Origin of the sequence: Amycolatopsis magusensis, from assembly GCF_017875555.1 — a bacterium.
In the GTDB taxonomy this organism is placed as follows: Bacteria; Actinomycetota; Actinomycetes; order Mycobacteriales; family Pseudonocardiaceae; genus Amycolatopsis; species Amycolatopsis magusensis.
On the sequence record NZ_JAGGMS010000001.1, the window covers coordinates 207,893 to 231,399 of the forward strand.

General features: G+C 70.0%; 23 protein-coding genes. 7 read left to right on the forward strand and 16 right to left on the reverse strand.

Annotated features, from left to right (window positions below; all coding sequences use genetic code 11):
• Positions 1–287: 287 nt before the first annotated feature.
• On the forward strand, positions 288–542 hold the full coding sequence (locus tag JOM49_RS00950; RefSeq protein ID WP_209670635.1) for a WhiB family transcriptional regulator: 255 nt from the start codon (positions 288–290) through the stop codon (positions 540–542).
• A 175-nt stretch (positions 543–717) separates the two neighbouring features.
• On the opposite strand, the gene JOM49_RS00955 is transcribed toward JOM49_RS00950, so the two are convergent.
• Both JOM49_RS00955 and JOM49_RS00960 read right to left on the reverse strand, forming a co-directional pair.
• Positions 718–2,232: a sensor histidine kinase gene (locus JOM49_RS00955; RefSeq protein WP_209662296.1), complete on the reverse strand. Its 1,515-nt coding sequence runs from the start codon at positions 2,230–2,232 to the stop codon at positions 718–720.
• 4 nt (positions 2,233–2,236) lie between these two features.
• Entirely contained in the window at positions 2,237–2,452 is a 216-nt protein-coding gene (locus JOM49_RS00960; RefSeq protein WP_209662297.1) for a biotin/lipoyl-binding carrier protein, read from the reverse strand.
• 142 nt (positions 2,453–2,594) lie between these two features.
• On the opposite strand from JOM49_RS00960, the gene JOM49_RS44300 reads away from it, so the two are divergent.
• A complete protein-coding gene (locus tag JOM49_RS44300; RefSeq protein WP_098515123.1) occupies positions 2,595–2,669 on the forward strand; it encodes a 50S ribosomal protein bL37 in 75 nt (24 codons plus the stop codon).
• A gap of 63 nt (positions 2,670–2,732) precedes the next feature.
• On the opposite strand, the gene rsrA is transcribed toward JOM49_RS44300, so the two are convergent.
• Both rsrA and JOM49_RS00970 read right to left on the reverse strand, forming a co-directional pair.
• Entirely contained in the window at positions 2,733–3,056 is a 324-nt protein-coding gene (gene rsrA / locus JOM49_RS00965; protein ID WP_209662298.1) for a mycothiol system anti-sigma-R factor, read from the reverse strand.
• Entirely contained in the window at positions 3,053–3,691 is a 639-nt protein-coding gene (locus tag JOM49_RS00970; RefSeq protein WP_209662299.1) for a sigma-70 family RNA polymerase sigma factor, read from the reverse strand. The genes rsrA and JOM49_RS00970 overlap by 4 nt, the downstream gene beginning before the upstream one ends.
• A gap of 185 nt (positions 3,692–3,876) precedes the next feature.
• Here JOM49_RS00970 and ybaK point away from each other — a divergent pair, with 185 nt between their 5' ends.
• Positions 3,877–4,356 (forward strand): Cys-tRNA(Pro) deacylase, encoded by a 480-nt coding sequence (ybaK, locus tag JOM49_RS00975; protein WP_209662300.1) that lies wholly within the window; start codon positions 3,877–3,879, stop codon positions 4,354–4,356.
• Positions 4,357–4,437: 81 nt separating this feature from the next.
• Here the strand turns inward: ybaK and JOM49_RS00980 are convergent, their stop codons facing one another.
• Both JOM49_RS00980 and JOM49_RS00985 read right to left on the reverse strand, forming a co-directional pair.
• Positions 4,438–5,049, reverse strand: coding sequence for an alpha/beta hydrolase family protein (locus tag JOM49_RS00980; RefSeq protein ID WP_209662301.1), 612 nt, complete (start codon positions 5,047–5,049; stop codon positions 4,438–4,440).
• On the reverse strand, positions 5,046–5,816 hold the full coding sequence (locus JOM49_RS00985; RefSeq protein ID WP_209662302.1) for an SOS response-associated peptidase: 771 nt from the start codon (positions 5,814–5,816) through the stop codon (positions 5,046–5,048). The genes JOM49_RS00980 and JOM49_RS00985 overlap by 4 nt, the downstream gene beginning before the upstream one ends.
• Before the next feature lie 142 nt (positions 5,817–5,958).
• Here JOM49_RS00985 and rsgA point away from each other — a divergent pair, with 142 nt between their 5' ends.
• Together rsgA and JOM49_RS00995 are read left to right on the forward strand one after the other, a co-directional pair.
• A complete protein-coding gene (gene rsgA / locus JOM49_RS00990) occupies positions 5,959–6,963 on the forward strand; it encodes a ribosome small subunit-dependent GTPase A (protein ID WP_209662303.1) in 1,005 nt (334 codons plus the stop codon).
• Between the two features lie 106 nt (positions 6,964–7,069).
• Positions 7,070–7,900 carry an SCO4651 family lipoprotein gene (locus JOM49_RS00995; protein ID WP_209662304.1) on the forward strand — a complete coding sequence of 277 codons (831 nt, stop codon included), beginning with the start codon at positions 7,070–7,072 and terminating at the stop codon, positions 7,898–7,900.
• A 55-nt stretch (positions 7,901–7,955) separates the two neighbouring features.
• Here JOM49_RS00995 and pruA read toward each other — a convergent pair whose 3' ends face one another.
• The 3 genes from pruA to JOM49_RS01010 form a co-directional block, all read right to left on the reverse strand.
• Positions 7,956–9,584, reverse strand: coding sequence for an L-glutamate gamma-semialdehyde dehydrogenase (gene pruA / locus JOM49_RS01000; RefSeq protein ID WP_209662305.1), 1,629 nt, complete (start codon positions 9,582–9,584; stop codon positions 7,956–7,958).
• A 79-nt stretch (positions 9,585–9,663) separates the two neighbouring features.
• Positions 9,664–10,164, reverse strand: a complete 501-nt coding sequence (locus tag JOM49_RS01005; protein WP_209662306.1) for a DUF6912 family protein — start codon at positions 10,162–10,164, stop codon at positions 9,664–9,666.
• A complete protein-coding gene (locus JOM49_RS01010; protein WP_209662307.1) occupies positions 10,161–11,564 on the reverse strand; it encodes a WS/DGAT/MGAT family O-acyltransferase in 1,404 nt (467 codons plus the stop codon). Before JOM49_RS01010 ends, JOM49_RS01005 begins: the two co-directional genes overlap by 4 nt.
• Before the next feature lie 35 nt (positions 11,565–11,599).
• On the opposite strand from JOM49_RS01010, the gene JOM49_RS01015 reads away from it, so the two are divergent.
• Positions 11,600–12,364, forward strand: a complete 765-nt coding sequence (locus tag JOM49_RS01015; protein WP_209662308.1) for a TrmH family RNA methyltransferase — start codon at positions 11,600–11,602, stop codon at positions 12,362–12,364.
• On the opposite strand, the gene JOM49_RS01020 is transcribed toward JOM49_RS01015, so the two are convergent.
• Positions 12,356–12,742: an HAD-IA family hydrolase gene (locus JOM49_RS01020; RefSeq protein ID WP_209662309.1), complete on the reverse strand. Its 387-nt coding sequence runs from the start codon at positions 12,740–12,742 to the stop codon at positions 12,356–12,358. The genes JOM49_RS01015 and JOM49_RS01020 overlap by 9 nt on opposite strands.
• A 124-nt stretch (positions 12,743–12,866) precedes the next feature.
• Here JOM49_RS01020 and JOM49_RS43605 point away from each other — a divergent pair, with 124 nt between their 5' ends.
• Positions 12,867–13,328, forward strand: a complete 462-nt coding sequence (locus JOM49_RS43605) for an Rv3235 family protein (RefSeq protein ID WP_209662310.1) — start codon at positions 12,867–12,869, stop codon at positions 13,326–13,328.
• A 975-nt stretch (positions 13,329–14,303) separates the two neighbouring features.
• On the opposite strand, the gene secA is transcribed toward JOM49_RS43605, so the two are convergent.
• The 6 genes from secA to mtrA all read right to left on the reverse strand — a co-directional run bounded on the left by secA (position 14,304) and on the right by mtrA (position 23,485).
• Positions 14,304–17,126 carry a preprotein translocase subunit SecA gene (gene secA / locus JOM49_RS01030; protein ID WP_209662311.1) on the reverse strand — a complete coding sequence of 941 codons (2,823 nt, stop codon included), beginning with the start codon at positions 17,124–17,126 and terminating at the stop codon, positions 14,304–14,306.
• Between the two features lie 199 nt (positions 17,127–17,325).
• Positions 17,326–18,015 (reverse strand): ribosome hibernation-promoting factor, HPF/YfiA family, encoded by a 690-nt coding sequence (hpf, locus tag JOM49_RS01035; RefSeq protein WP_209662312.1) that lies wholly within the window; start codon positions 18,013–18,015, stop codon positions 17,326–17,328.
• Between the two features lie 541 nt (positions 18,016–18,556).
• A complete protein-coding gene (locus JOM49_RS01040; RefSeq protein ID WP_209662313.1) occupies positions 18,557–19,213 on the reverse strand; it encodes a ComF family protein in 657 nt (218 codons plus the stop codon).
• A 132-nt stretch (positions 19,214–19,345) separates the two neighbouring features.
• Positions 19,346–21,091, reverse strand: coding sequence for an LpqB family beta-propeller domain-containing protein (locus JOM49_RS01045; protein ID WP_209662314.1), 1,746 nt, complete (start codon positions 21,089–21,091; stop codon positions 19,346–19,348).
• Positions 21,088–22,767, reverse strand: a complete 1,680-nt coding sequence (gene mtrB / locus JOM49_RS01050) for an MtrAB system histidine kinase MtrB (RefSeq protein WP_209670637.1) — start codon at positions 22,765–22,767, stop codon at positions 21,088–21,090. Before mtrB ends, JOM49_RS01045 begins: the two co-directional genes overlap by 4 nt.
• A 40-nt stretch (positions 22,768–22,807) precedes the next feature.
• Positions 22,808–23,485 carry an MtrAB system response regulator MtrA gene (mtrA, locus tag JOM49_RS01055; protein WP_113697829.1) on the reverse strand — a complete coding sequence of 226 codons (678 nt, stop codon included), beginning with the start codon at positions 23,483–23,485 and terminating at the stop codon, positions 22,808–22,810.
• Positions 23,486–23,507 lie beyond the last annotated feature (22 nt).

The following is a 23,507-nucleotide window of genomic DNA, read 5'->3' on the forward strand; positions in this document are numbered from 1 at the left end:
ACCGCGGCCGGCGTCACCGACGGGGTGATCGTGCGCGGCAAAGTGCCAAGTGCCGTTCGTCGATCGGAAACCTCCGCTCACCGCATCTCCCCTTCCGCCCAGCGGCCAGTTTCGGACTGAAACCGCAGGTCAGGCTAGTCGCCCGGCTGGGTGAGGTGACTCACCGATCCGCAGAAAACCCTTGTCGAAAACGGGTCTTCGTGAAAGCATTCACAAGCACCCCAAAAAACGACCGCCATGACGACTGTGGCGCGGACTGCCGCGCCATCATGAAGGAGCTCAGTAAAATGGACTGGCGCCACGACGCGGCCTGCCGAGACGAGGACCCCGAGCTGTTCTTCCCCGTGGGGACCAGCGGTCCGGCCATCTCCCAGGTATCCGCGGCGAAGGCCGTGTGCCACCGTTGCACCGTCGCTTCCGACTGCTTGGCCTGGGCTTTGGCCAGTGGGCAGGACGCCGGCGTGTGGGGCGGGATGAGCGAGGACGAGCGACGCGCGCTCAAGCGTCGCCGTGCGCACATCAGCACGCGCACCAACGCCTGATTGTTGTTTTGCAGCACCGTTTTTCCCAGCAACACCCGCGGCCGACGCCCGCCACACCCGCCGGCGCCACGGCCGCCAGGGACCATTGAGTCCCTCCGCCAACACGTTTGAGGGCGGGCACCGTTTCAGGTGCCCGCCCTCAAGTGTTCGCGTTTGCCGAACCTTGCTGAACCGTTCAGAGACGACGGGAAAGCGGGATGCGCAACGCGGCTTCCGTGCCGCGTCGGCCACCGCCGGATTCCGCGCGGCCCGGCCGCAGCGAAAGCGAGCCGCGCAGCTCCGATTCGATCAGCGTTCGCACGATCTGCAAACCGAGACCGTCCGCGCGCTCCAGTGAGAAGCCCGCCGGCAGGCCCTGACCGTCGTCGCTGATCACGATGTCCAGCCAGCGCGCCGACCGTTCGGCGGAAATCTGCACCTTGCCCGGCCGTCCGCCGGGGAACGCGTGCCCGACGGCGTTCTGCACGAGTTCGGCGACCACCATCACCAGCGGGGTGGCGATCTCGGCCACCACGATGCCGAACGTGCCGGTCCGCGACAGCGTGACGCTCCCTTCGGCGGTGGCCACCTCGCCGACCATCGGCAGCACGTTGTCGAGCAACTGGTCCAGATCGACCCGTTCGTCGACCGACATCGACAGCGCCTCGTGCACCATCGCGATCGACGAGACCCGCCGCACGGACTCGCCGAGCGCGAGCCTGGCCTCCTCGCTGGCCGTCCGGCGCGACTGCAGCCGCAGCAGCGCGGCCACGGTCTGCAGGTTGTTCTTCACGCGGTGGTGGATCTCGCGGATCGTGGCGTCCTTCGACAGCAGCGCGCGATCCCGCCGCTTGACCTCGGTCACATCGCGGACGAGCACCAGCGCGCCGGCCGGCTGCCCGGCGGGCCGCAACGGCAGCGCACGGAACAGCACGACCGCGCCCCGGCGTGAGTCCGCCTCAGTGCGTGAACCCGGCTTGCCGTCGAGCGCGTCGATGATGCGGTGGGAGACCTCGGTCGCGTCGAACGGGTCGCGGATCAGCGAGCGGGTCAGCGGCGCGAGCCGCACGCCGACGAGGTCCGACTCGTAGCCCATGCGGTGGTAGGCGGACAGCCCGTTGGGGCTGGCGAAGACGACCGTGCCCGACTGGTCGAGCCGGATCAGCCCGTCCCCGACGCGCGGGCTGGTGTGCACGTCGGTGAGCGTGCCGTCGGCCGGGAAGCTGCCGTCGGCGATCATCTGGCACAGGTCGGCCGCGCTGCCGAGGTAGGCGATCTCCAGCGGGCTCGGCACCCGGGGCGCGGCCAGGTTCGTCTCGCGGCTGAGCACCGCGATCACCTGCTTGCCGAAGGTCACCGGGATCGCTTCCCGCCGCATCGGCAGGTCGCGGTACCAGTGGGGGTCCTCCTCGCGGCTGATCTTGACCTCGCGCATCGCGCGGTCCAGCTGCGGGTGCTCGTCGACGGTGAACCGGCTGCCGACCACGTCCTCGGGGTGCGCGGTCGGCGCGGTGGTCGGCCGGGCCTGCGCGACGCAGACGAAGTCGCCGCCGTCGGGCTGGACGTTCTCGGCCACCGGGACCCAGAGCAGGAAGTCGCTGAACGACAGGTCGGCCAGCAGCTGCCATTCGGCCACCACCGACTGCAGGTGGACGGCCGCTTCGCCGGACAGCCCGGTGTTCTCGGCCAGCAGATCGGAGAGAGTGCTCACCCCGCTATTCCAGCACGGCGAGCAGATCGCCCTCCTGCACCACGTCCCCTTCGCCGACGGCGAGCCGCGAAAGCCGGCCCGAGCCCTCGGTGAGCACCGGGATCTCCATCTTCATCGACTCCAGGAGCACCACGGTGTCCCCGGTCTCGAGGTCGTCACCGACGTGGGCGACCACCTTCAGAACGTTGGCGACGATCTCGGCCCGGATTTCCTCGGCCATCGGCGATGCCCCTCCTGCGCGCGAGCTGGGAGCCCAATCCAACCAGAGGTCCGGGGTCGCCGCCCAGGCCGAACACCCCTGTTCTAGGGCACGTGCCACACTAGGGGGGTTGCCCGGGTAGAGATCCACCGAGGAGTGATCCATGTCGAAGCGAGCTCGTAAGCGCCGCGACCGCAAGAAGAACGGCGCCAACCACGGCAAGAAGCCCAACGCCTGAGCTCGGCGTAGGAAAAAAGCCCCGGCCACCACAGGTGACCGGGGCTTCTTCGTGTGCTCGGTGCTATTCGGTGACGCGTTCGATCGTCACCTCGGTGCGCTCGATCGTCTTGCCGGAGCGCTCCTCGACGGTCTTGCGGATCGACGCGCGGAGCCTGCTCTTCAGCTCGTCCGGGGCGAGGTCGCCACCGCACTTGCGCGCCAGGATCTGCTTGATCTGCTCGTCGATCCCGTACTCCTCGAGGCACGGCGGGCACTCGTCGAGGTGCCTGCGCAGCTCGACCTCGTGTTCCCGGCTGCACTCCTTGTCCAGGAGCAGGTAGATCTCGGCGAGCGCCTCGTCGCAGTTGACCTTGGCCTTGCCGTCTTCACCGGAGCAGTGGTTCATCGCCCTGCCACCTCCTGCTTGGGCCCGCGGATGAACCCGCGTTCACGAGCCACGTCGGCGAGCAGGTCGCGCAACTGGGCGCGGCCGCGGTGGAGGCGGGACATCACAGTACCGATGGGGGTGTCCATGATTTCAGCGATTTCCTTGTAAGCGAAGCCCTCGACGTCGGCGAGGTAGACGGCGAGCCGGAAGTCCTCCGGCAGCCGCTGCAGCGCGGCCTTGACGTCGGCGTCCGGGAGCTTGTCCATGGCCTCGACCTCGGCCGAGCGCAGGCCTGCCGAGGTGTGGTTCTCCGCCTTGGCCAGCTGCCAGTCGGTGATCTCCTCGGTCGGCTGCTGCACCGGCTGGCGCTGCCGCTTCCGGTAACCGTTGATGTAGGTGTTGGTCAGGATGCGGTACATCCAGGCCTTGAGGTTGGTGCCCTGCTTGAAGGAGGCGAACGCCGAGTAGGCCTTGAGGTAGGTCTCCTGCACCAGGTCCTCGGCGTCGGCCGGGTTCCTGGTCATCCGCATCGCGGCCGAGTACAGCTGGTCCAGCAGGGGCATGGCGTCACGCTCGAACCGCTCGGTCCGGGCCTGGACGTCCTCCTGCTCGGTGCCCGCCTCGGTGGCGGCGGGTTCTGACGTGCTCGGCAAACCGTTCCCTTCCCAATCCACGTCGGGCAGACGTGCGTACTTCTGCCCAGAGGATACGCGGGCCACTCCGGGTCGGCTGGGCACGGCCGGTCGCCTGAGCTGCTCTTCGCGGGGGGATACCTTGGTCAACACGCTGGGTTCAACACGGTGGCAGGCCCGGGCATTCCCGTCGTAGGGTGCCGCCCATGGCGGGCAAGGGCACACCGGCGACGGCGCTGCTGGTGAAGCAGAAGATCACCCACAAGTTGCACTCGTACGACCACGATCCGCGGCACGAGTCCTACGGCGGCGAGGCGGCGGAGATCCTCGGCCTGGACCCGGCGCGGGTGTTCAAGACACTGGTGGCCGATGTGGACGGCACCCTGACCGTGGGCGTGGTCCCGGTCACCGGCTCCCTGGACCTGAAAGCCCTGGCGGCGGCGGTCGGCGGCAAGAAAGCCCGCATGGCGGAGGCAGCGGCGGCCCAACGCGCCACGGGCTACGTCCTCGGCGGCATCTCCCCACTGGGACAGCGGAGCAGGCTGCCGGTGGTCATCGATGCCACGGCCGAGTCGTTCGACACGATCCACTGCTCGGCGGGCAGGCGAGGCCTGGAAATGGAACTGGCACCGGGAGACCTGATCCGCCTCACCAAAGCGATCGTCGCCCCCATCGCCAGCACCTGATTCCGCCGGAGCGGGTGCCGTGAATGTGGCTTTCACGGCCGATTCCGCCGTGAAAGCCACATTCACGGCACATCGGCGGGGTCAGTCGAGGGGGCGCAGGACTCGTTCCAGCCATTCCGAGGTGGCCCGTGCGACGCCGTCCAGGTCTGCGCTCAGGCTGTGGTTTCCCTGCAGCACCACCAGTTCGTGGTGTGGTCCGGCGGCCGGGACGCCGAACGGGTCCTGCTCACCTTGCACGACCAAGGTCGGCACCTCGACCGCATCCAACTCCGGTTGCCGCGTCTTTTCCGGCTTCCCCGGCGGGTGCGTCGGGAAGGCGAGGCACAGTACGGCCACCGCCTGCCCCGCCGCGGCTGTGCGGCAGGCGACCCGCGCGCCCGACGAGCGGCCCCCGAAGACCACCGGCTCGCCGTCGAAGCGGTTGTCCGCGAGTTCTTCGGCGACGGTCAGCCAGGCGTTGTCCAGTTGCCGCGCGGGCGCCGGGGCTCGGCGGCCCGCCACGCGATAGGGCTGTTCGACCAGCGCGACGTGCACCCCCACCGCCTGCGCCGCCCTGGTCACCACGATCAGGTCCTTCGCGCCGAAGCCCCCACCCGCGCCGTGCCCGAGCAGCAGCACCGCCCGCCCCTGCTCGGCGCAGTGCAGTTCGACCCGCGCCGGGCCGTGGTCGGTGTCGATCTGGATGGTGGTCATTTCGACGGTGCGTCGAACAACGCGGCCTCGTCGAGGTCGGTCGCCGGTTCGGCGCGGTCGAGCAGCTCCGGGCCGTTGTTGCGGACGTTGTTGACCCGGCTCGACACCGGCCGCAGCTCCAGCCCGTCCACCAGCTCCGCGCTCGGCGGCGCCAGCAGCTCGCCGATCTCCTCGCGGTCGGGGTCCAGCCAGCTCGCCCAGTTGTCCTTGGCCAGCAGCAGCGGCATCCGGTGGTGGATGTCGGCGATCGGGCCGACCGCGTCGGTGGTCAGCACCGAGCAGGTGATCAGCGGCGCCGCGTCGGCGTCCTCCGGATCACGCCAGCTCTCCCAGATCCCGGCCATGACCAGCGTGGACTCGTCCCGCGGGGTCATGAAGAACGGCTCCTTCTCCTTGCCGTTGCGACGCCACTCGAACCAGCCGTCGGCCGGGAGCAGGCAGCGCTTGCGCGCCAGCGCCTTGCGGAACGCGGGCTTCTCGTGCGCGGTCTCGGACCGGGTGTTGATCATCCGGTTGCCCACCGACGGGTCCTTCGCCCAGAACGGCACCAGGCCCCACCGCATCACCCGCAGCGTCCGCACCGACGGCTCGTCCTCGAGGACCTGGCCATCGGCGTCACGCGGGTGGCGCTGCACCACGGCGAGCACCTTCTTCGTCGGCGCCACGTTGTGGTCCGGCGACGGGGCGTGCCCCCCGGTCTCGTCGGCCGCTTCGAACTCCTGCACCAGCTTGGCCGGGTTCTTCGTGGCGGCGTAACGACCACACATCGCGCCCCACCTCCGATCTGCGTTCACGGGCCCAGCCATGGTTCCACGGTCGTGGCGGCCTTGGCGAGTGCGCCGCGTGACCGGCGTCCGTCCGATGGGGGATCATTCAGCCAGCGGCCACCGGGACGAAGGGGATGGGCGATTGAGCAAGCGGGACTGGCGCAAGCTGGATGAATCGGACGTCCGCGTCCGCCCCGGCAAGGGCACCCGCCCCCGGAGCAAGCGCCGTCCCGAGCACGCCGACGCCTCCACCGCGATGGTCACCGGGGTCGACCGCGGCCGCTGGACCTGCGCGGTCGACGGTGACCCGGCCCGCTCGGTGACCGCCATGCGCGCCCGCGAGCTGGGCCGCACGCCGGTGGTGGTCGGTGACTCGGTGGGCCTGGTCGGCGACGTCAGCGGCCGCCCGGACACGCTCGCCCGGATCGTCCGCGTCGACGAGCGCACCAGCGTGCTGCGCCGCACGGCCGACGACACCGACCCCTTCGAGCGCGTGGTCGTGGCGAACGCCGAGCAGCTGGTCATCGTCACCGCGCTGGCCGACCCGCAGCCCCGGACCGGCTTCATCGACCGCTGCCTCGTCGCCTGCTACGCGGGCGGCCTCGAACCGCTGCTCTGCCTGACCAAGGCCGACCTCGCCGACCCGGCCGAACTGCTCGCCGGGTACGCCGACCTGGCCGTGCCCGCGGTCGTCACCCGGCACGACGAGGAGCCCGACGAGCTGCGCGCCCGGGTCGAAGGCCGGGTCTCCGCGCTGGTCGGGCACTCCGGCGTCGGCAAGTCCACGCTGGTCAACCGCCTGGTCCCGGACGCCTCGCTGGCCACCGGCGTGGTCAGCGCGGTCGGCAAGGGCCGCCACACCTCGGTCGCCGCGGTCGCGCTGCCCCTGCCCGGTGACGGCTGGGTGATCGACACACCGGGGATCCGCTCGTTCGGCCTCGCCCACATCACGCCGGACGACATCGTGGACTCGTTCGAGGAGTTCACCGCGGCCGCCGAAGAGTGCCCGTCCGGCTGCGGTCACCTCGGGCCGCCGGAGGACCCGGACTGCGTACTGGACGACGTGGTCACCGACGGTGACGCCAAACCGGAACGCCTGGCTTCACTCAGACGGCTGCTTGTTTCCCGCGCCGGTCTCGAATCGTGACCTAAATTCCGGCAACCCCGCACACCCATTTGCGCGTATCTGGAACGCTGTAACTCTACTGGGGGACAAACCACCCAGACGATCACAAGATCTGAGAGGTATCCGGATGCGCAAGACAGCGCTCGCTGCCAGTGGCTTCGCGCTGCTGCTCGCGCTCACTGCCTGTGGCAGCGAGAGCACGCCGACCACCACGAACACCGCGGCCCAGCAGGCCGACACCAAGCCGGCCTCCTCGCTGTACAACGACGCGCAGGAACTGGTTCGGGCTGCCTCCGCGCGGGCCGACCAGGCCAAGACCGCGAAGTTCACCATCGAGATGGACATGCTCGGCCAGAAGATCACCGGCTCCGGGCAGGGCTCCTTCGAGGGTGCCAACAGCAAGATGACCATGAGCATGCAGATGATGGGCATGTCCATCGAGATGCGCATGGTCGACGGCCAGATCTTCATGAAGCTGCCGGAGGGCCAGGCCCCCAGCGGCAAGCCGTGGGTCAAGCTCGAGGGCGCCGACGCCGCCGAACTGGGCCAGGCGATGGACCAGGCCGAGCAGAGCGACCCGCGCAAGATGCTCGAGATGGTCCAGAAGGCGGGCCGGATCACCAAGGCCGAGCCGGCCACGCTGGACGGCCAGCCGGTCAGCCACTACTTCGTCGACCTGGACCTGAAGAAGGCCGGTGGCATGGGTGGCGCCAGCGAAGCGGACCTCGCGCAGCTGCCCGACGGCATCGTCGTGCCGATGGAGCTGTGGCTGAACGCCGACGAGCTGCCCGTCCAGGTGACCATGGACATGGCCGCGATGATGCAGAAGATGAGCGAGCAGACCGGCCAGCAGATGCCCGGTGGCAACGCCAAGATGACCATGAAGTACACCGACTGGGGTTCGCCGGTCGACGTCGAGGCGCCCCCGGCCGACCAGGTCGGGACGATGCCGAAGTAGTAGTACGCACGCGGTCAACGCCCCCGGAGCCCGGCTCCGGGGGCGTTTTTCGTGCTCAGCCCATGTGCGGGTAGCGGATGTCCGCCGGCGCGTCGAAGGTTTCCTTGATCGCGCGCGGGCTGGTCCACCGCTGCAGGTTGAACATCGAGCCGGCCTTGTCGTTGGTGCCCGAGGCCCGCGAACCGCCGAACGGCTGCTGGCCGACGATCGAGCCGGTCGGCCGGTCGTTGACGTAGAAGTTGCCCGCGGTGAACCGCAGCGCCCGGTGCGCCTGCTGCACGGCCGCGCGGTCGTCGGCGAACACCGCGCCGGTCAGCGCGTACGCCGCGGACTGGTCGACCACTTCGAGGATCCGCGCGTACTCGGCGTCCGGGTAGATGTGCACGGCGAGGATCGGGCCGAAGTACTCGGTGGAGAACACCGGGTGCGCCGGGTTGTCCGAGACCAGCACCGTCGGCTCGACGAAGTAGCCGATCTGGTCGTCGCAGTTGCCGCCGACCAGCACCTCCAACTCCGGATCACCGTCCACACTGGACAGCAGCTCGCGGTGCCTGGCGAAGGCGCGCGCGTCGATCACCGCGCCGCCGAACATCGACAGGTCGCTCACGTCGCCGTACTTCACCGTGCGGGTGACGTCGGCCAGCCGCTCACGCAGTCCACCGTCCCAAAGGGACTGGGGAAGGTACGCCCGCGAAGCCGCGGAACACTTCTGGCCCTGGTACTCGAACGCGGCGCGCACGAGGGCGGTCACCAGCTTGTCCGGGTCGGCCGAGGAGTGCGCCACCACGAAGTCCTTGCCGCCGGTCTCGCCGACGATCCGCGGATAGCCGCGGTAGCCGTCCAGGTTCTCCGCGATCGTGCGCCACAGGGGTTTGAAGGTGGCGGTGGACCCGGTGAAGTGCAGCCCGGCGAAGTCCGGATCGGACAGTGCCACCTCGCTGACCGCGCGCCCGTCGCCGGTGACCATGTTGATCACGCCCGGCGGCAGCCCGGCCTTCTCGAAGACCTCCATGGTGTAGTGCGCCGCCAGCTGCTGCGTCGGCGTCGGCTTCCACACCACGGTGTTGCCCATCAGCGCCGGGCTGCTGGGCAGGTTGCCCGCGATGGCGGTGAAGTTGAACGGGGTGATCGCGGTGACGAAGCCGTCCAGCGGCCGGTACTCCATCCGGTTCCACGCGCCGGGCACCGAGATCGGCTGCTCGGCGAGGATGCGGCGGGCGAAGTGCACGTTGAAGCGCAGGAAGTCGATCAGCTCGCAGGCCGCGTCGATCTCCGCCTGCTGCACCGACTTCGACTGGCCGAGGATGGTGGCCGCGTTGAGCGTGTCCCGGTAGGGCCCGGCGATCAGGTCGGCGGCACGCAGGAACACCGCGGCGCGCTCGTCGAAGGGCAAATCACGCCAGCCGGGTGCCGCGTCCTTCGCCGCGGTCACCGCGTCGGCGACGTCCTCGGTGGTCGCGTTCGCCGAGACCCCGAGCACGTGCGCGTGGTCGTGCGGCTGGACCACGTCGAAGGCCTCACCACCGGCGAAGCGCCGCCGCCCGCCGATGGTCTGCGGCAGCTCGTGCTTCTCCCCCTCGAGTTCGGCGATCCTGCGCTGCAGGGACTCCCGTTCGCCGCTGCCGGGCACGTAGGTGTGCACCGGTTCGTTGACCGGGTGGGGAACGGATGTCACCGCGTCCATGACTTGCTTCGCCTCCTGTGGTTTCCGAGCCGGGTGGGCGCCTTGTGGGCGCGGTCCCATCCTGGCACGGGAACAGGGGTCAGAGCAGTTCGAGCAGGAACGGCAACTCCTGCGGGGCATACCAGGCCAGCTCGTGGTCCTCGGCCTCGCCGAGGGCGAACTCGGCGTCGTCGTCACCCAGGTCGGCGGCGTCGATCACCGCGGCGGCGGCCACCACGGCGGCCTCGGCTTCGGCGGTGTCCACGTGCACGGCGGCGATCTGCGTCAGCTCCACCGGACCGGAGACCCGAACCACCGCGGCGTCCAGATCGGGGCGCGGGGTCGCCTGTTCGACGTCGGCCGAGATCACCACGCGCCGCGGCGGGTCCTTCTCGTCGGTGTCCTCCGCGGCGATCAGGCGCAGCGAAGCCCTGGCCGCGTCCAGCAGCGCGGCGTACTCCAGTTCCTCGGTGTCGCCGCTGGTGTAGGACTCGCGCAGCGCCGGGGTGAGCGCGAAGCCGGTCCCGCTGATCGGGGCGAACTTCCCGTCCTCGACCAAGCGGCGCAGTGTGGCGATCGTCGCCGGCAGGTAGACCCTCACCAGTCCGCTCCCTTGAGTTCTTCCAACGCCTCTTCGATCATCCCGCCGAGCAGGTCCACGTCGTACACGGCCTTGCGATCCCCGTTCAGTCCGAAGTAGACACCTCCGAGGTAGGAGGTGACCCCGATCGCCAGAGCCTGGTTCTTGGCCAGCGGCAGCACGGGGAACATCTCGGTCATTCTCGCCGGGCCGGCGTAGCGCGGCTCCTGCGGACCCGGCGAGTTGGTGATGACCAGGTTGAAGAACCGCCCGGAGAACGAGTTCGCCGCCCGCGCGCCCAGCGAGTGCAGGGTCGCCGGGGCGAACCCGCCGACGCGCAGCAGCGTGCGCGCGGCCACCGAGCGGCCCGAGTCCAGGTGCGCGGTCATCGCGTGCCCGACGTGCTGGAGCCGCAACACCGCGTTCGGCTCGCCGACCGGCAGGTCGACCAGGTAGGCCGCGACCTCGTTGCCGATCAGGCCCGCCGAGGAGTACTCGGTCTCGGCGTCGCTGACCGCCAGCGGCACCAGCGCGCGCACGGTGGAGTCCGAGGTGAGCGCGGCCCCGCGGGACAGCAGCCATTCGCGCAGCGCGCCGGTGACCACGGCGAGCACCACGTCGTTGACCGTGCCGCCGTGCTCGGCGCGGATCTTGCGGAAGTCCTCGAGGCGCGTGCGCACCACGGAGTACATGCGGCCGCCGGACACGGGCGCGTTCAGCGGCCCCTCCGGCGCGGGCCGGGCGACGCTGCGCAACGTGGCGGCGACCCCGCTGATGGCCTCGGTGACCTTGCCGACCGTGGCCACCGCGTCCTGCGCGGCCACCCTGGCGGTGTTGACCAGTTCACCCGGTCGCTGCACGGTCTCGGTGACCGCGTCGAGCACGAGCTGCGTGCGGCTCGGCTGGCGGCGCGGGGTCCAGGTGTCCTCGAACTCCTCGGACTCGGCCGGGCTCTCGTCCAGGATCAGCTGACCGAGTTCGATGGTGCCGACGCCGTCGACCACCGCCTGGTGCGTCTTGGTGACCAGGGCGATCCGGTCGTCGGACAGGCCCTCGACGAAGTAGACCTCCCAGAGCGGGCGCTCCAGCGCCAGCGGGCGGGAAACCAGGCGCGCGACCAGGTCGAACAGCTGGTCGTCGGTGCCGGGAGCGGGCAGGGCGGAGCGCCGCACGTGGTAGTTGAGGTCGAAGTCGACGTCGTCCACCCAGACCGGTCTGGCCAGGTTGCCCGGCACGGTCACCACGCGCTGGCGGTACCGCGGCAGGTAGCCGAGGCGCTGCCCGATCAGGGCGAGCACCTCGGCGTAGTCGAAGCCGGCGCTGGGCCGTTCGAAGACCGCGACCCCGCCGACGTGCATCGGCGTCACCGGGTCCTCCATGAAGAGGAAGGACGCGTCCAGGGCGGACAGGCGGTCGTGCATGCGGTGATCCTGACACACCCTGCTCTAATGCTCTCGTGCGTGAGTCGAATTCGGCGGTGTCCCCGAAGGACCGGTTCCTGACCGTCTACGGGCGCAAGCCCGTGCTGGAGGCGCTGGCTGACCCGGCCTTGGATGTCGACAAGGTGATACTGGCCGACACCGCCCGCGGTCCCGCGGCGGCGGAGATCCAGCGCGCGGCGAAGGAGTCGGGCGTGCCGGTCCAGCGGGCCAGCGCGCACCGGGTGAAGGTGCTGGCCGGCAACGGCAAGCAGGACCAGGGCGTGCTCGCCGACGTGGTGGCGCCGCGGATGCGCCCGCTGCACGCCGCGCTGGACGACCGGGTGCCGCCGGGTCGGCTTCTGCTGCTCGACGGCATCACCACGCCGGCGAACGTGGGCATGATCCTGCGCACCGCGACGGCGGCCGGGGTCGGCGGCATCGTGGTGCCGCGGCGCGGGGTGGCCGCGCTGGACCCGCTGGTGGTGAAGGCCTCGGCCGGGGTCGCGTTCCGGGCGCCGGTGCTGCGCTGCGGCAGTGCCGAGGAGGCCACGACGCTGCTCACCGAAGCCGGGTACGCGGTGTACGCGCTGGGGTCGTCCGCCGGGGAGTCGATCTTCGAGGCGTCCCTGCCGGAACGCGCGGTCTTCGTGCTCGGCGGCGAGACCGGCGGGGTCAGCGAGGGCGTCGGCGAGCTGGCGACGGGGTGGCTGTCCATTCCGATGCCGGGCGAGGTGGAGTCGCTCAACGTGTCCGCGGCGGCGGCGGTGTTGTGCTTCGAGCTGGTGCGCCGGTCACGCTGAGAAAAGGGCGTCCAGTTCGAGCAGGGTGCTGTTGACCGAGGTGTGGTGCACGCCGACCATGCCCGCGGCCACCGCGCCCCGGACGTTGCCCGCGGAGTCGTCGACGAAGACGCACTGATCGATCACCAGCCCGAGGCGGTCCGCGGTGAGCAGGAAAACCCGCTCGTCCGGCTTCGCGACGCCGACCTCACCGGAGAAGACCAGCGCGTCGAAGAACGGATCCAACCGGCGCCTGGTCGGCCCGGCGGCCCCCGGCGCGTTCGACAGCAGGGCGGTTCTGATCCCGCGATCGCGCAGGAGGTCGACCGCCTGGAAGAGGGCGTCGGCATCGGGGTCGGTGAGCACCCCGGCGTAGTCCAGTACGAGTCCCCGCAGCATGGGCGGTCACCTTAGCCGCCGGGTGTCACCGGGTTGGGCGATCTTGGACCGGATTCAGGGAGTTCACTGCTCTACGGGGCGGAGGTGGCCGCCCGTGGCCGCCCGGGACCTGGGGAGAGGCCCTGTGGATGTACGACCGCTGAGCACGCTGGAAGCCGCGGACCGCCTGCGCGCGGTGCCGGCCGGTGGCGTCGGCCAGCAACTGGAACTGCCTATTTTTTCGGGGGTGCCGCTGGGCCGCCACCGCCCCGGCCCACCCGTACCGGGACGGCTGACGCTGGAGCGGATGGTGACCGCGCTGCTGGAGTTGTGCTGTGGCCGCAGACCGCGGGCGCAGCTGCGCCCGTTCGTGCGACCGGACGTCTTCGCGAAGCTCACCACCACAACGGCACGGCGGTACACGCTGCAGACCCCGATCCAGGCGTGCTTCCCGGTCGCAGGCGTCATCGAAACCTGCGGCACGGTCCACGGCGGGGTGCGCTCCTTTGCCGTCGCCGCCCGCTTCGAGGCGACAGCCTCGGGATGGTGGTGCGTCGCGTTCGATCTGATCGGGGAGCCGAAGGTGCCCAAGCATCGGGCTGGGTGAGGGCTTTGGTGGCGCGCCTGCCTTTTTGGGTGGCAGGCTCGCCACTCGCCCGTGCCCCGGGGGCGCGTGGGGCTTCGGCGGCCCGAGTGCGGGGGGATCGGCTACTCGCGCGCCCCGAACGTGGAGTTCGGCCGCTCGAACCTGGGAGCCAGCTGCCCGAACGTGGGGCTCGGCCGCCTGAGCGGGCGACTCAGCCGCCTGCGCGTGAACTCGGCTGCCCGAACGTGGGGGCTAGCCACCCGAAAGCGCGACCCCGCGCCCGAAAGGAGACCTCGGCTCCCCCAACGTGGAGTTCGGCTGCCTGAATGCGGGCTTCGCCTGCCCGAGTGTGGAACTCGCCCCGCCCAGCGTGCGGTCGGAGTATCTGACCGTGGAACTCGGCAGCCCGAGTGCGGGGTTCGCCTGTGCCAGTGTTGAACTCCCGCACGCCAACGTGCAGTTCGGCCGCTCGAAGGTGGGACTCAGCTGCCCGAACGTGGAGGTGGGGCGCCTGAGTGTGGGATTCGACTGCCCGAACGTGGAGTTCGGGCGCCTAAGTGTGGGCTTCGGCTGCGCGAACGTGGGACTCGACTGCCTGAATGTGGAGTTCGGGCGCCCGAGCGTGGCTTCGGCTGCGCGAACGTGAGACTCAGCTGCCTGAATGTGGAGTCCGGGCGCCCGAGCGTGGACTTCGGCTGCGCGAACGTGGGACTCAGCTGCCTGAATGTGGAGTCCGGGCGCCTGAGTGTGGGATTCGACTGCCCGAACGTGGGACTCGGCTGCCTGAACGTGGAGTCCGGGCGCCTGAGCGTGGACTTCGGCTGCGCGAGTGTGGGACTCGGCTTCCCCGATGTGTGGTTCGGCTGCCTGAGTGTGGAAGTCGGCTGTGCGGGTGCGGGAATGCGAGAAGGGGTGGCGGAGCGGGGTGGGGGTGGGGGCGTGGCGAGGGCCACGCACCGGCCTGCGGGAGGCGGTGCGTGGCCCTGGGTGGGTGGGTTAGCGGCGGGGGGCTTTTTTGCCTTTTTTGGCTTGGGCCCGGGCTGCCGCGCGGCGTTCCCGGCGGGTGCCGCCGGCGTCGTCACCGGGGTCGGTGGTGTCGCCGTGGGATTCGACGCCGCCGTCTTCGGCGGGGCCCGAGTAGGTCAGGCCTCGCTGGGCGCCGCCGTCCAGGCCCTTGCCGCGCAGGGCGGCGGGGACCGGGTCGGGCTTCGGCTGCGGCGGGACCGGCTGCGCGTGCCTGCCGTTCTCGCGCGGAGCGGCTCCGTTGCCACCGGTGGGCAGCGGGACCGGCAGGTCGGTGGCCGGTTCCGGGGCGGGCGGCGGGTCCTGCCGCTCGACCTGGAGGTTGAACAGCAGCCCGACCGCGTCCTCCTTCAACGCGTCGACCATCCGGTCGAACATGTCGAAGCCCTCGCGCTGGTACTCGATCAGCGGGTCACGCTGCGCGACCGCCCGCAGGCCGATGCCCTCCTTGAGGTAGTCCATCTCGTAGAGGTGCTCGCGCCACTTGCGGTCCAGCACCGACATCATCACCCGGCGCTCGAGCTCACGCATCGCGCCTTCGCCGACGGTGGACTCGATCTCCGCTTCACGCCGCTCGTAGGCCTCGTGGATGTCGGCGACCAGCGCCTCCCGCAGCGCCTCGGAGTCCAGGTCGTCGGTGTCCTCGGCCAGGTCCTCCCACTGCACCTTCACCGGGTACAGCATCTTCAGCGCGGTCCACAGCTTGTCGTGGTCCCAGTCCTCGGCGTAGCCCTCGGCGGTCGCCTCGTTGACGTAGGCGGTGACCACCTCGGTGAGCATGTTCATCACCTGATCGCGCAGGTCCTCGCCCTCGAGCACCTTCCGACGACGGCTGTAGATGACCTTGCGCTGCTGGTTCATCACCTCGTCGTACTTGAGGACGTTCTTGCGGATCTCCATGTTCTGCTGCTCGACCTGCGTCTGCGCGCTCTTGATCGCCTTGGAGACCATCTTGTGCTCGATCGGCACGTCGTCCGGCAGGCGCATGGTGGTCATCACGCGCTCGACCATGGTCGCGTTGAACCGGCGCATGAGCTCGTCACCGAGCGAGAGGTAGAACCGGGACTCACCCGGGTCACCCTGACGACCGGACCGGCCGCGGAGCTGGTTGTCGATGCGGCGGGACTCGTGCCGCTCGGTGCCGAGCACGTAGAGCCCACCGGCCTCGCGGACCTCCTCGGCCTCCGCCTTGACCTCGGCGTTGACCTCCTCGAGCACCTTCGGCCACGCGGCCTCGTACTCCTCGGAGTGCTCCACCGGGTCGAGACCGCGCTGGCGCAGCACGTCGTCGGCGATGATGTCCGGGTTGCCGCCGAGCACGACGTCGGTACCACGACCGGCCATGTTGGTGGCCACCGTGACCGCGCCCTTGCGCCCGGCGCGCGCCACGATCAGCGCTTCCCGGTCGTGGTACTTCGCGTTCAGCACCTCGTGCGGCACCTGCAGCTTGAGCAGCAGCTTCGACAGGTGCTCGGACTTCTCCACGCTCGTGGTGCCGACCAGCACCGGCTGGCCCTTGGCGTGCCGCTCGGCGATGTCCTCGGCGACCGCCTCGAACTTCGCCTCCTCGGTCTTGTAGATGAGGTCCGGCTGGTCGGACCGCACCATCGGCCGGTTCGTCGGGATCGGCACCACACCCAGCTTGTAGGTCTGGTGGAACTCGGCGGCCTCGGTCTCGGCGGTACCGGTCATGCCGGAGAGCTTGTCGTAGAGGCGGAAGAAGTTCTGCAGCGTGATCGTGGCCAGCGTCTGGTTCTCGGCCTTGATCTCGACGCCTTCCTTGGCCTCGATCGCCTGGTGCATGCCCTCGTTGTAGCGGCGGCCGGCCAGGATGCGGCCGGTGAACTCGTCGACGATGAGGACCTCGCCGTTGCGGACGATGTAGTCCTTGTCGCGCTTGTACAGCTCCTTGGCCTTCAGCGCGTTGTTCAGGTAGCCGACCAGCGGCGTGTTCGCGGCTTCGTAGAGGTTGTCGATGCCCAGCTGGTCCTCGATGAAGGCGACGCCCTTCTCGGTGACACCGACGGTGCGCTTGCGGATGTCCACCTCGTAGTGGACGTCCGGCTTCATCAGCGGCGACATCCTGGCGAACTCGATGTACCAGCGCGAGGACTGGTCGGCCGGGCCGGAGATGATCAGCGGCGTCCTGGCCTCGTCGATCAGGATGGAGTCGACCTCGTCGACGATGGCGAAGTTGTGCCCGCGCTGCACGCAGTCGTTGATGTCCCACGCCATGTTGTCACGCAGGTAGTCGAAGCCGAACTCGTTGTTCGTCCCGTGCGTGATGTCGCAGTTGTAGGCCGCGCGGCGCTGCTCCGGGGTCATGTCGGAGAGGATCACGCCGACGTCGAGGCCGAGGAAGCGGTGGATGCGGCCCATCCACTCGGCGTCACGTTTGGCCAGGTAGTCGTTGACCGTGATGACGTGCACGCCCTCGCCGGAGATGGCGTTGAGGTAGGCGGGCAGCACCTGGGTCAGGGTCTTGCCTTCACCGGTCTTCATCTCGGCGACCTGGCCGAGGTGCAGCGCGGCGCCGCCCATCAGCTGGACGTCGAAGGGCCGCTGGCCGATCACCCGCCAGGCGGCCTCGCGAGCCACCGAGAAGGCCTCCGGCAGCAGGTCGTCGAGGGATTCCCCGTTGGCGAACCGCTCGCGGAACTCACCGGTCTTGGCCTGCAGCTCGGCGTCCGAAAGGTTCTTCACGTCGTCTTCGAGGGTGTTGATGTGGTCCGCGATGTTGCGCAGGCGCTTGACCATCTTGCCCTCGCCCGCGCGGAGCAGGCGGTTCAGAACCATCTCAGGAGACCTCACTATGACTATGCGTACTTCGGGGGGTTCGGGGGGTTGCCCACCCACCATCGTAGGGAACGTGCCGGTGTTCGTGCACGCACCGCCGTACGAAAGATGCTGCTCGGACAGGCCGGCGGCCCGCACGCGTCGCGCGTGCGGGCCGCCGGGCCGTCAGGGTCGGAACGGGTTTCAGCTCACGGTGAACTCACTTCGCGAGCTGGATCACGCCGTAGTCGAAGCCCTTCCTGCGGTAGACGACGCTCGGCCTACCGCTTTCGGAGTCGTTGAACAGGTAGAAGTCGTGCCCGACCAGCTCCATCTCGTAGAGGGCCTGGTCGACGGTCATGGGTTCCGCGTCGTGCTGCTTCTCGCGGACGATGCGACCGGGGAGGTGTTCGGCCACACCGTCGTCCCAGCGCTGCTGGGGTACATCGATTTCGCCTGCTCTGGCGGCTTCGCCGTCGAGCGGCATCTCGTCGTGGACGGGCGCGTCCAGTACCGCGGTGCTCGCGGCGGGCCGCCTGCCGGAATCGGCCATCCCGCCTGCCACCGAGGTCGCCTCGGCGACGGACTCGGAGCGGCGGCGTCCATAGTGGACGCGGCGCCGGTCGTGGGACCGGCGGAGGCGGTTCTCGAGCTTGTTCACCGCGACGTCGAGCGCGGCGTAGAAGTCGCCGGCGCAGGCCTCCGCCCGCACGGCCGGGCCCTTGCCGACCACGGTGATCTCCACGCGCTGGCAGTTCTTCGCCTGGCGGCGGTTGGGTTCGTGGAAGAGTTCCACGTCGTAACGGATGACCTTCTTGTCATAGCGTTCCAGCCGCGACAGCTTTTCGCTGACGTGTGCCCGATAGTGCTCGGGCACCTCCACGTTACGGCCCTTCACGACGATGTCCATACACGACCTCCCTCGCTGAATTGACTGCGAGCTTGTGAGCATTACGGCGCCGGTGAAATCGGGACTGCGTTATTCGGAATCCGCCGGAGCGGTGCGGAAGTACGCCTCACTGAGAGAATCCGCCGACTCGGTCACGACGTCTCGTGGCGGCCGACCGGACGCGGGCTCAGCGTGCCTCCGGCGCCAGGGACATGGGCTTGTCACCTCCCCGCCTACCGGGATTGCTGATAGCGGAGCACGTTAGCCCGCTCTGGCCCGGAGCAACAGCCCCCGAGCCGGGGGATGTCAAGCCGTGAGAAGCCGTCACTGCGAGCAATGGACTACGCCGGTTACTCGCCAGTTTCCGACCCGTTCGGAGCATTGCGCGGTACTGCCTTTCACGCCAAAGGCTCAGTGAAAGGGGTTCGGAATTCGCGACGGTGACAGCGGCAAGGAGAACAGCCACCACTGCGGCGGGATGTGCCGCCGAGGGCGCTTGACTCGCTGACCGCGTCATATCCCGACAACGGGCGGGGAGTGCCGAATTGTTCCCGGCGCAGCTTCACTCGGATGAGTGAGCGTTGGTGAGCGTTAACCCGGCGGTAACCGGGTAGCCGCTCGCGCGGAGGACGCGCGCGCACTCCGACGCCGTGGACCCGGTGGTCAGCACGTCGTCGAGCAGCAGCACCGGGGTGCCGGGCGGAGGCAGCCCGGCCGGTTCGGGGGCGATCCGGCCGGCGAGATTGGCCGCGCGCTGGTGCCGGGCCAGCCCGGCAGCGTCTTTGGCCCCGGAATCCAGCACGAGACCCGGCGCGACGGCGGCCGGATGGCCGTGTTCAGCCAGCCGGCGGGCGCAGGCGCGCGCCAGTCGCAGCATGTGCGGACCGCCTCGGATGCGCGAGGCGATCCGGCGCGAGGGCACGGGGACTAGCCACCACAGGCCGTCGGGCGCCGGCCTCGCTCCTGGTAGGTACGGTACGGCCTTCGCGAGCAGCTCGCCGAGCACCGGCGCGAGGTCTCGGCGGCCGCGTTCCTTGTACGCGAGGACCAGGCGGCGGGCGATGCCCGCGTAGGCCGCGAGCGCGAACACGGCGAGTCCGGGCAGGGGCACGAGCGCGGGCGCACCCCAGGCGCGGACGCAGGTGGCGCAGCAGGCGGACCCGAGCGCGCCGCAGCCGGCGCAGACGGGCGGGAGGACTAGATCGATGAGGTTGGTCATGCCCGAGAGCCTGCCGACGGGGACCGACAGTCTCGGATCGAGTGGTAAGAACTTGCAGTTCGAGGTTCGCGCGGGGTGGGGTAGCGGGCTGAAGAGCCTGGTCAGGAGGCCCAGCGCGAGGCGGACCAGGTGTCAGCCTGGGTAGAAGGGGATGGTGTCCAGCGGGAGGCTGTGGTCGTGCGGCGTCCATACCTCGCCGACTTCCGAGGCGGTCCAGAGGCCTTCGCGGTCCGCGACGACGACCGGGCGTGACGGGGCGGCGGTGATCGCGTGCAGGGGTGGCGTCAGGTTCGACAGGTTGAACTGGTCCAGCCGCAGGCCGTCGACCGGGACGCGGACGACCGGGAGAGCCGTCGAGCCGGTGATCGCGACCAGGCTGTCCTGGTTCGCCCAGTCCACGTCCGTCACGTCCGACAGCCGCGTCTCCTGGAGCACCCGGGGCGAGCGCAGGCTCACCGAGTCGGCGGTGCGCACCACGGAGACCACCACCAGGCGCCCGGTGACCACCATCGCGGCGCGGGTGCCGTCCCGGGAGAGGCGGATGGCGGAGATGTCCGGCCCCACCGAGCGCACCGAGTCCGCGTTGACCACCTGGCTGGCCCACGTGCCCTGCGCGGTCCGCAGCACGCGCACCACCTGCGAACCGTCGACCACCGTCCACAGTTCACCGCCCTCCCCGGTGCCCGTCAGCGCGGGCCGCCAGGTCGGCCGGCTGAGTCTGTCCCCGTTCAGCTCGGTCCTGGCCAGCTCGCTGCCGAACTCGCCGACCCGCAGCCACAACCGCCCGTCCTGGCGTTCGATCACCGCCAGCTGCTTGCCGTCCACCGACTGCGCCGCGGTGACCACGTCGTAAGCCCGCGAACCCGCTGGTCCGGGCACCGGCGCGCCGTCGTTGAGCGAGCGCACGCGACCACCCGAGATCATCAGGCCGGGCAGGTCGGACGACGGGGACGAACTCGTCTCGTACGACGGCAGATCGCTGGCCCGCCACTCCTCGCGGCCGGGCACCAGCGGCGCCCCGTCCGAGAGCAGTCTGATCCGGCTGCTGGTCACGCTCTGCAGCGAAAGCACCACCTGCGCCACGATCAGGCGTTTCAGCTCTTCACTCTGCTCGGAGACCCCGGTCAGCGGCACCACCACCGCGCCGTCCGCCGCGTTGGACACGTTCTGGTCGATCGACGCCTGCCCCAGCGGGTTGTTCACCGCGCCGTCGAGGAAGTCCGACGGCCCGGCCAGCAGCAGGTCGATCACCCGGCCCGGCAGCCCGGACTGCGGTTTCTGCACCACGTACCGCAGGTCCGGCACCAGCGAGTTGCGGTCGGTGGCGAAGAAGTACACCGGCACCCGGAAGTAGTTGCGGGTGAAGTCGGGCTCGGTGATCACGATGTCGTTGGCAGGCGAGACGATCCGCCACTGGCCGTCCGGCTGCCTGGCCAGCTGCACCGGGCGTTCGAAGCTGTCCCGCAGCGGGATGAACGCGCTGTCCGGGCCGAGTTTGCCCACGTTGGTGCCGCGCAGCAGCACGACGCGGCGGTTCGGGTCCTCGGGCTGGCTCGGCGAGTAGACCGTGTCGAACTTCTCCTCCATCACGGTCAGCCCGCGGTCCGGCCGCCAGGTCGACCGGGACGGCGGGTCGAGGAACAGGCGCGCGCGGTTGTGGTCGTTGCTCGGCTGCGCGCTCGCCGAGACGAACTCGCGGACCACGCCGAGCGCGTCGAGGTCCTTGTCCGGCTCGGGGATCGGCGGCGCGGGCGTCGCCATGCCGCCGGACGAGATGACCCTGGCCTGCGACTCCTCCGGGACCGTGGCGCACCCGCTGACCACCAGCAGGAGCAGGCAGGTCAGCAACGCCCCCGCCGCCCTCAGACGCTTCCTCACCTGGCCTCCTCGCGTTCGGCGGCGACCAGGTCCGGCGTCACGGACACCTCACCGGCCGGCTCGTCGGGTTCGATGCCGATGAACCCACCCGGCGGCACGTCGGGCGGCAGGTCCAGCGGGCTGCTCTCCCACTCCTCACCCTGGCGCAGCGGCAGCGTGAGCCGGAAGCAGGCACCGCGGTCCGGCTCACCCCACGCCTCCAGCTCGCCGCCGTGCAGCTTCGCGTCCTCGTGGCTGATCGCCAGGCCGAGGCCGGTGCCGCCGGTGCGGCGGTTGCGTGAGGGGTCGGCGCGCCAGAACCGGTTGAACACCAGCCCCGCCTCGCCGGTCCGCAGGCCGACGCCGAAATCCTGCACGGTGACCGCCAGCGCGTGCTCGTTGGCGGCCAGGCGCACGCGCACCGGCTGCCCTTCGCTGTGGTCCACCGCGTTGGCCAGCAGGTTCCGCAGGATCCGCTCGACCCGGCGGGAGTCCAACTCGGCCTCGACCGGGGTCTCGGGCAGGTCGACCTCCAGCTCGCTGTTCGCGTCACCGGCGATCACCCGCACCTGCTCGACCACCCGCAGCACGATCGGCCGCGCGTCGATCAGCTCGGCGGACAGCTCCTCCACGCCGGCGTCCAGCCTGCTGATCTCCAGCAGGTCGCCGAGCAGCGCCTCGAACCGGTCCAGCTCGTCGACCAGCAGCTCGGTGGACCGCGCCAGCCCCGGCGGGAACTGCTCGCGCGAGGCGTGCAGCACGTCGGCGGCCATGCGCACGGTGGTCAGCGGGGTGCGCAGCTCGTGGGAAACGTCCGAAGTGAACCGGCGTTGCAGCTGGCCGAACTCCTCCAGCTGCCGGATCTGGCGCTGGATGCTCGCGGCCATCTCGTTGTACGACTCGGCGAGCTTGGCCAGGTCGTCCTCGCCGAGCACCCCGAGCCGCTGGTCCAGCTCACCTTCGGCGAACCTCTCCGCGGCCGCCGCGGCCCGGCGCACCGGGTGCACCACCTGGCGGGTGACCAGGTTGGTGATCAACACCAGCAGGAACAGCAGCACCAGGCCACCGACCATCAGCGTGTTCTGCACGGTCGAGACGGTGTTCTGCTCGGCGGTCAGCGGGAACAGCAGGTACAACTGCAGCGGGCGCGGCGCGCCGGTGATCGGGGCGCCGATCATCAGGTAGGTGGTGCGGGCGCTTTCGACCCCCGCGGTGTGGATCTGCTCGGAGAACTGCTCGCCCTCGACGAACTGCCGCAGTCGCGGGGTGACCTTCTCGAACGGGCCCGCGAACACGGTGGTCTCGCTGGACTTGCTCGGGTCCGCGCTGGCCAGCACCGGTTCGAAGGCCCCGGCGCTGGCGCTGGTCGGGTCCTGGCCCGCGGGCGCGCTGGCGAGCTTCTTGAGCGCGTTCCCCAGCCGCGACTTCAGCTCGTCGGGGGCCGCGTCGATGCCCGACAGCTCGCTCTCCGCGTCGTCCAGGATGGCCCTGGTCTGCGCGATCGCGGCGGCCTTCTTGGTCTCGATCAGCCGGTCGGTGATCTGGTTCTGCAGCACCATGCCCAGCACGAAGACCACCGCCGACGACAACGCCAGGGTGGAGATGGTGACCCGGAACTGCAGGGACTGGCGCCACAGCTCGCCGAAGTCGATGGACCGGCGGCGGAGGAAGGCGGCCACGCGGCGGCCCGTGGTCATGGTCCCGCGCCCGAACGCGGCGACCCTGCTCACGGTCTGCTCACGGCGGGCCGGCCTTGTAACCGACGCCGCGCACCGTCAACACCACCTCGGGGTGCTCCGGGTCCTTCTCCACCTTCGAGCGCAGCCGCTGGACGTGCACGTTGACCAGCCGGGTGTCGGCGGCGTGGCGGTAACCCCACACCTGCTCCAGCAGCACCTCGCGGGTGAACACCTGGCGCGGCTTGCGCGCGAGCGCGACCAGCAGGTCGAACTCCAGCGGGGTGAGCGGGATGGCCTTGCCCTCCCTGGTCACCTCGTGGCCCGGCACGTCGATGGTCAGGTCGCCGATGGCCAGCGATTCGGCGGGCTCGGACTCGGTGCGGCGCATGCGGGCCCGCACCCGCGCCACCAGCTCCTTCGGCTTGAACGGCTTGACCACGTAGTCGTCCGCGCCGGACTCCAGGCCGAGCACGATGTCCACGGTGTCGCTCTTCGCGGTGAGCATCACGATCGGCACGCCGGACTCGGCGCGGATGGCCTTGCAGACGTCGATGCCGTTCATCCCGGGCAGCATCAGGTCCAGCAGGACCAGGTCGGGCTTGAGCTCGCGCAACGCGGGCAGCGCGCGTGAACCGTCCGCGACGACGGCGGTGTCGAACCCCTCCCCACGCAGCACGATGGTGAGCATCTCCGCGAGGGCGGGGTCGTCGTCGACCACCAAGACACGTGCCTTCATGTTCACATACTCGCACTCACGG

Coding starts and splice junctions, on each gene's coding strand:
- JOM49_RS00950 (WP_209670635.1), top strand. CDS start 288: ATGGACTGGCGCCACGACGCGGCCTGCCGAGACGAGGACCCCGAGCTG.
- JOM49_RS00960 (WP_209662297.1), bottom strand. CDS start 2,452: ATGGCCGAGGAAATCCGGGCCGAGATCGTCGCCAACGTTCTGAAGGTG.
- rsrA (WP_209662298.1), bottom strand. CDS start 3,056: ATGAACCACTGCTCCGGTGAAGACGGCAAGGCCAAGGTCAACTGCGAC.
- ybaK (WP_209662300.1), top strand. CDS start 3,877: ATGGCGGGCAAGGGCACACCGGCGACGGCGCTGCTGGTGAAGCAGAAG.
- JOM49_RS00980 (WP_209662301.1), bottom strand. CDS start 5,049: ATGACCACCATCCAGATCGACACCGACCACGGCCCGGCGCGGGTCGAA.
- JOM49_RS00985 (WP_209662302.1), bottom strand. CDS start 5,816: ATGTGTGGTCGTTACGCCGCCACGAAGAACCCGGCCAAGCTGGTGCAG.
- JOM49_RS00995 (WP_209662304.1), top strand. CDS start 7,070: ATGCGCAAGACAGCGCTCGCTGCCAGTGGCTTCGCGCTGCTGCTCGCG.
- pruA (WP_209662305.1), bottom strand. CDS start 9,584: ATGGACGCGGTGACATCCGTTCCCCACCCGGTCAACGAACCGGTGCAC.
- JOM49_RS01010 (WP_209662307.1), bottom strand. CDS start 11,564: ATGCACGACCGCCTGTCCGCCCTGGACGCGTCCTTCCTCTTCATGGAG.
- JOM49_RS01020 (WP_209662309.1), bottom strand. CDS start 12,742: ATGCTGCGGGGACTCGTACTGGACTACGCCGGGGTGCTCACCGACCCC.
- secA (WP_209662311.1), bottom strand. CDS start 17,126: ATGGTTCTGAACCGCCTGCTCCGCGCGGGCGAGGGCAAGATGGTCAAG.
- hpf (WP_209662312.1), bottom strand. CDS start 18,015: ATGGACATCGTCGTGAAGGGCCGTAACGTGGAGGTGCCCGAGCACTAT.
- JOM49_RS01040 (WP_209662313.1), bottom strand. CDS start 19,213: ATGACCAACCTCATCGATCTAGTCCTCCCGCCCGTCTGCGCCGGCTGC.
- mtrB (WP_209670637.1), bottom strand. CDS start 22,767: ATGACCACGGGCCGCCGCGTGGCCGCCTTCCTCCGCCGCCGGTCCATC.
- mtrA (WP_113697829.1), bottom strand. CDS start 23,485: ATGAAGGCACGTGTCTTGGTGGTCGACGACGACCCCGCCCTCGCGGAG.